At 54.6% G+C, this 6,260-nt stretch carries 6 protein-coding genes and 1 pseudogene; 5 read left to right on the top strand and 2 right to left on the bottom strand.

All coding sequences use genetic code 11. From position 1 onward, the window contains the following. Positions 1-281 precede the first annotated feature (281 nt). Both ACX1DY_RS21505 and ACX1DY_RS21500 read right to left on the bottom strand, forming a co-directional pair. A complete protein-coding gene (locus tag ACX1DY_RS21505; RefSeq protein ID WP_458966242.1) occupies positions 282-1,694 on the bottom strand; it encodes a sensor histidine kinase in 1,413 nt (470 codons plus the stop codon). After that, positions 1,682-2,362 (bottom strand): response regulator transcription factor, encoded by a 681-nt coding sequence (locus ACX1DY_RS21500; protein WP_458966252.1) that lies wholly within the window; start codon positions 2,360-2,362, stop codon positions 1,682-1,684. Before ACX1DY_RS21500 ends, ACX1DY_RS21505 begins: the two co-directional genes overlap by 13 nt. Before the next feature lie 199 nt (positions 2,363-2,561). On the opposite strand from ACX1DY_RS21500, the gene ACX1DY_RS21495 reads away from it, so the two are divergent. The 5 genes and pseudogenes from ACX1DY_RS21495 to ACX1DY_RS21475 all read left to right on the top strand — a co-directional run bounded on the left by ACX1DY_RS21495 (position 2,562) and on the right by ACX1DY_RS21475 (position 6,247). Then, positions 2,562-3,278 carry a YceI family protein gene (locus ACX1DY_RS21495; RefSeq protein ID WP_458966241.1) on the top strand — a complete coding sequence of 239 codons (717 nt, stop codon included), beginning with the start codon at positions 2,562-2,564 and terminating at the stop codon, positions 3,276-3,278. A gap of 156 nt (positions 3,279-3,434) precedes the next feature. After that, a pseudogene (locus ACX1DY_RS21490) lies at positions 3,435-3,764 on the top strand (nucleoside triphosphate pyrophosphohydrolase). Positions 3,765-3,805: 41 nt separating this feature from the next. Further along, positions 3,806-4,156, top strand: a complete 351-nt coding sequence (locus ACX1DY_RS21485; RefSeq protein ID WP_458966240.1) for a DUF1648 domain-containing protein — start codon at positions 3,806-3,808, stop codon at positions 4,154-4,156. 86 nt (positions 4,157-4,242) lie between these two features. Continuing rightward, positions 4,243-5,241 (top strand): Gfo/Idh/MocA family protein, encoded by a 999-nt coding sequence (locus ACX1DY_RS21480; RefSeq protein ID WP_458966239.1) that lies wholly within the window; start codon positions 4,243-4,245, stop codon positions 5,239-5,241. 70 nt (positions 5,242-5,311) lie between these two features. Beyond that, entirely contained in the window at positions 5,312-6,247 is a 936-nt protein-coding gene (locus tag ACX1DY_RS21475; RefSeq protein ID WP_458966238.1) for an ADP-ribosylglycohydrolase family protein, read from the top strand. The last annotated feature ends 13 nt before the right edge of the window (positions 6,248-6,260 follow it).

Raw genomic sequence — 6,260 nt, 5'->3', positions numbered from 1 at the left:
GAACCAACTGATCCAAACAGACAAGCTCCATTTGATATTTCCCGCTATTCCCTTGATCCTTCTCGTTTAACATGAGACACCGCACTTTCTTACAAAGTTACCTATATTATACCAAATGAATGCGATGTCGTATTGAATTATTGGGTTTCTCAACAGTCTGAGTTTTTCCCGCTAACCATCCCGGGGGAGGTCACTCAGCGGGATGAAGTGGAGAAATTCCACCTCAGTTACCTGATAGATAGGCAATCGCTTACGTACGAAATCATTTAATCCTGACAGAACTAATCCCACAGCGGCAGGGTTACCACAAATGAGCAGCCTTGCTCCGGCTTGTCGCCAAGCTGTAGACTTCCGCCCATCGCCTCTGCGAGTAGGCGGCTGAAGGTAAGGCCGAGGCCCAGTCCGCGAAGTGTGCTTTGCTTGTCGCTGCTGCGGAAGAAGGCCTCGAAGATTAGCTCGCGATTGTCCGGCTCAATGCCTTTTCCGTTATCAGTAACGGTGATTTCCGCATTGCCCTGCGGGGACTGCGCAAGGGAGATGTTCAACTGAAGCTGCTGCCCCTCCCGCTGGGCCTGCACGCTGTTGTTGAGCAGATTGACGATGATCTGCTGGACGCGCAGCGGATCTCCCCGCAGCAGCAGCGGTTTGGCCGGAAGCTGGAGCTCAGGCTCCAGGACATTCTCGTTCTGTGTGAGCTTCCACTGGTAGACGATTTCCTCCAGCAGCGGAACGGCATCCAGCCGGTCATGACGGATAGCGACGATGCCTGCGGTCAGGGCATTGTAATCCAGAAGATCAGCAACCATGCGCTGCAGTCTTTCCGCCTCCAGCAAGGCGATATCTAGGAACTCGTCCGCTTCCTCATCCTCGACAATGCCTTCGCGTACCGCATGGACCAGTCCCTTGATCGACGTGACCGGCGTCTTCAGCTCATGGGAGACTCCGGCCAGCATGACCGCCCTGGACTGCTCGAATTGCTGCAGCTTGCCGGCCATCTCCTGAAAGGATAGGAGCAGCTCATGGATTTCCCGCTCCTTAGCTTCCGTCCCCAGAATGATATTATATTCGCCGCCGCTGATCTGCGAGGCGGCGGCGGCTACCCGCTGAATCGGCTGGGCCAGCTTGATGGACAAGAGGTAGATGGTCAGCCAGCTTAAGATAATAAGGAAGAGCACAATAATGAAAAAAAAGGTGATCTCCTCCCGGGGGATATACTTAAGCGTGGATTTGGCCTGCAGCACCATCACATGTCCCAGCGTTTTGCCGTTTACCTGAATACTGGCGGTGGCAGTCTTGTATTCCGAACTGAGAGACTTGTTTAGGCTGTAGTTAATATTGTAGCGCTTGATCTCCTCTACGGTCATCTGCGGCAGTGTGAACAGAATCTCTCCCTTGGGGTCCGTGATGATCACACACATCTCCGCTGTTAATTGGAAGAAGCGCTTGCGGTCCTCAATCAGCACACTCAGATTGGGGGTGATATTCAGATTGCCGTCCGCATTGATGCTGCGGTCGGCAATCTCCTGGGCAAGCATCCCGGTGGTCTGCATGCGGTTGTTCATTGCTTCCTGCTGAATCCACCAGAAGGTGACCAGCGCGGTGAGCAGCAGCCCGATGCTGATGATCAGCAGATAGCGGATCGTCCAGTAGGAGAGGATGGAGGTGTGTTTTCTCCGCTTCTTCAGGTGGTCCATAATTGATACCCCGTTCCGCGCAGTGTGCGGATCTCCCCTTCAGCGGGAGGCCAGTGCGAAAGCGCCTGACGCAGCCTTTTGATCGACAGATCCACCGCCCGGTCGCTCCCCTCATAATCCATTTCCCATACATGCTCAAGCAACTGGTCCCTCGTGCAGATCTGATTCGGGCGCTCTGCAAGGAACAGCAGCACCGACATATCGCGCGGGCTTAGGGATACTTCAGCTCCGTTCAGGAATACACTGCGGGCGCCGAAATCAATAAACAGACTGCCGAAATGGCGTTTGCGGCTGCCGTCAGACCACTGGGACGGGCGGCGCAGCACCGCGTTTACACGCGCCACTACCTCCTCGGGAATGAAGGGCTTGGACATATAATCATCGGCCCCGCCGTCCAGTCCGGCCAGCCGGTCTGCTATGCCGTCCTTCGCCGTCAGCATAATTACGGGACAGCTGCTTTTCTCGCGGATCAGGCCAAGCAGCTCGAAGCCGTCCATATTCGGCAGCATGATGTCGAGCAGGATCAGGGAGGGCGGCGCAGCCTCGAAGGCTTCCAGCGCAGTGCGCCCGTCGGCGGCGCGGGTGACCTGGAAGCCCGCTTTTTTCAGATAGGCGCTAAGCACCCTGGCAATCGCTTCTTCATCTTCAACAATCAGAATGGATTTCATCATATACAGCAAGCCTCCTTAACAAGTCCGGCAGGATCGAACGGTTCCCGGGACAGCGGCCATGGATTTAGTAAAAATTAAGACAATTTTAACACAGGTGCAGGGTACGGCGCTTTGACTTATTCCCGACATATTGCTTTGTTAGAATGGGAGCCAAGCCATAGAGAACATACAAAAAACATGGATGGAGGAAAATAGGATGAAGAAAAAAACAATCGCCGTAGTCGCCGCAGGAGTCGTTGTTATAGGAGCCATCACGGCTTTTACCTTATTAAGAAACAGCTTGGGCAATAATGTTGAAATCGAGTCCGTAATTCCGGCACAGACGCAAGGAGCAGCAAACGGAACGAATTCTACAAATGGAGCAGCACCTTCGGCGGGAGCAGCCGTTACAGCGGAACAATTAAACGGTACGTGGAAAATAGCCGACACTTCGAAAGTATACTGGTCGGTAACGACCTCCCAGGAAACGGTTAATTTCGTGGACCCTTCCGTTACAGGAACCTGGAACGTGAATCTGGACAATGCCAGTGCGATGACCGGCGAAGGCTCGGTGGAGATGAGCGCGCTGGATTCCGGCAACAGCCAGAGAGACGAGCATGTGAAGAGTGCGGATTACCTCTCGGCAGCAGAATTTCCACAGTCCACCTTTGTTGTGAAGTCGTTCTCCGAGCTGCCGGCTGAATGGACCGAGGGCACAGCGGTACCTGTTCAATTGCAGGGAACGTTGACCGTCAAAGGCATTGCGAAGGACGTTACCTTTGATTCCCAAGCCGTATACAGCGGCGGACAGCTTAAGCTGTCAGGCAAAACAACTGTAACCTTTGCGGACTTCGGCATGACCAACCCGCACTCGATTGTACTGGATACAGAGAATAATCTTGATGTCCGTCTGGAGCTTGTACTGGCGAAATAACAGGACTGTTCCAATCAGATAAGTTAAAAAACTCTTCCCGGCTGCCGCCTGCGGTTTTCGGGAAGAGTTTTTTGCTGTGAACAAATTGCTGCAGCAGTCAAAGCAATCCCGGGCAGGATGACGATAGAGAATATATAATGGAAGGAGCTGCTTAAGTTGCCTGAGTACCATAAGCTAGTGCGTGACAGAATTCCGGAGCTGATTGCTGCCGGGGGGCGGACCTGTACAACCAGAATACTGGAGCATGAAGAATACATATATGAGCTGCGATGAAATTGCGTGAGGAAGCGGAGGAGTACTTCCGCGAAGATAATGACAGGCTGGCGCTTGAAGAGCTGGCGGATCTGCTGGAGGTCATCCGGGCGCTGACGGCGATTCACGGGGGGAGCCCTGAATTACCCCGAGCAGATCCGCGCAGAAAAAGCAGAGCGCCACGGCGGATTCCAGGAACGGATTTTTTTGCTGGGAGTAGACGAGAGCAGTTAGCCGTACCCTCGGATGATCCCAGTATAGGAGGACGATAATTTATGTTCAAAAGCAAGCTGACGATGATCATAAGCAGTGTTGCTGCGATGATCCCTGTGTTGCTGTATATCTATCTCTACCCCAAGATGCCGGATTTTGTGCCGATTCATTATGATGGGGCGACGGCTGACCGGTTTGTGAATAAATGGAGTACGGAGTTGCTCCTGATCTGCCTGTTTGGCTGGTTCGGCTTTATTTTTATCCGGCTGCTTCATCTGCTGCTGCGGAAAATGTTCCTGAAAAGCTACATCCAGAATCTTGCACTCATCAGCCGGATCTGGAATGCGGCAACGCTGCTTGTGACGATAGGTTTTTCCATAATTAGCGTATACGCGTTGCTCGCTATGGTGTGACAGACTATGGCGACGCTTGTATACGCTAAATATAGTTTGGTAGAATCAAGGGGATCAGGTCCAAATACAAGGAGGATTGATTTTTTGTGATAAAAGACAACGCTTACAGGGTGAAATGGGGAATTCTCAGCACCGGCTGGATCGCGCACCAGTTCGCGACAGATCTGGCTCATGCCAGCAATGGGATTGCTTATGCTGTCGGCTCGCGCAACCAGGAAAGCGCCGATGAATTCGCCCGCAATCACGGTATTCCCGTTGCCTATGCCACATATGAGGATTTGGTAAATGATCCTGAGGTGGATGCGATCTATATCGGGACGCCGCATCCTTTCCATAAAGACAATGCACTGCTTGCGCTGCGTGCCGGGAAGGCTGTTCTCTGCGAGAAGCCTTTTACCGTGAACAGCGGCGAGCTTGAAGAGGTTGTGGCTTATGCCCGTGAGCATAAGCTGTTCCTGATGGAAGCGATGTGGAGCCGCTATATTCCGGCCAATGCCAAGGTCAGAGAATGGATTGCCGCAGAGCGGATCGGAGAAGTCCGGCTGGTCCAGGCCGATCTCGGCTTCCGTGCAGAATGGAATCCGCAGAGCCGTCTGCTGAATCCGGCGCTGGGCGGCGGGGCGCTGCTGGATGTCGGCATTTATCCGATTTCTTTTGCTTCCATGATTTTTGGGCCGCATCCTGAGAGTATCGCCAGCACGGTGCATATCGGTGAAACGGGTGTAGATGAGCATTTCTCGCTGCTGCTGTCCTACGGCGGTGGCAAAACAGCAGTCTTGAGCGGCGGAGTCCGCCTGAATATGCTGCAGGAGGCCAAAGTGTTCGGAACGCAAGGCCATATCATTGTTAAAGGTACCCTTGTGAATCCGAAATCGGCCGAATTGTATGTTGATGGCGAGCTGGCGGAGACCTTTGAGGATGACCGGACCTCCGTCGGGTACGCCTTCGAAGCAGAGGAAGTGGGCCGCTGCCTGCAGGCGGGGCTTACAGAGAGCCCGGTGCTGACGCTGGATGAATCCCTGGCGATCCTGAAGCTGCTGGATCAGGTCCGTGCCCAGTGGGGACTTGCTTATCCCGGGGAGTAAACGCCGGATGGACTTGTAGACTTAACAACGTTCGTCAATGTTCGGAAGACCCTATACAGGAGGTGCAAAAATGACACTGAGCAGCGACCGGTATCAAGGCTGCCTGCAAGGGCTGGCGGCGGGGGATGCCTTAGGGACCACCGCCGAATTTAAGGCGCCTGGCACGTTTGCGCCGCTTGTCGACATTATCGGGGGCGGTGTGTTCAAGCTCCAGCCGGGGCAGTGGACAGACGATACCTCAATGGCGTTATGTCTGGCGGACAGCCTGCTTGCGGTCCGGGGCTTTGACCCCGCCGATCAGATGCGGCGGTATGTCAGGTGGTTCCGCGAGGGCTTTCTGAGCAGCACGGGCGAGTGCTTCGACATCGGGAATGCCACGCGCTCCGCATTGCTGCATTTCGAAGCCAGCGGCGAAGGCTACAGCGGCTCGGAAGACCCGCATGCCGCCGGAAACGGCTCGATCATGCGTCTGGCGCCCGTCGTCATGTATTACTCGGAGGACCCGGCAAACGCTATAGAGTATGCGGCGCGAAGCTCGCGGACGACACATGCGGCTGCCGAATGCGTGGATGCCTGCCGCCTGATGGCGGCTTATATCCTCGCCGGGCTGCACGGCTGGAGCAAGCAGGAGGTGCTGGACCCTGAGGCCTTCGAGGGCTGGCTGCAGGAGGAGAAGCTGCAGCGCAGCATCCGGGACATTATGCGCGGGTCATACAAGCATAAAGAACCGCCGGAAATTCAAGGCTCGGGTTATGTGGTGCAATCACTGGAAGCCGCGCTTTGGGCATTTCACAGATCCTCCAGCTTTGCTGAAGGCGCACTGCTCGCCGTTAATTTGGGCAATGATGCCGATACCACAGGCGCAGTTTACGGGCAAATTGCCGGTGCTTACTACGGACTGAACGGCATTCCTGCCGAATGGTCCGCAAAGCTCGCCATGCAAGGGCTGATTAGCGATTATGCGGAACGGCTATTCTCGGAGCGGGCTGCTGGAGCCCCTTTTTAACGGCCTTCCGAGA

Source organism: Paenibacillus sp. BAC0078 (assembly GCF_054483875.1).
The sequence above is the reverse complement of the archived record's forward strand: the minus strand, read 5'-3'. Positions and strand labels throughout refer to the sequence as shown.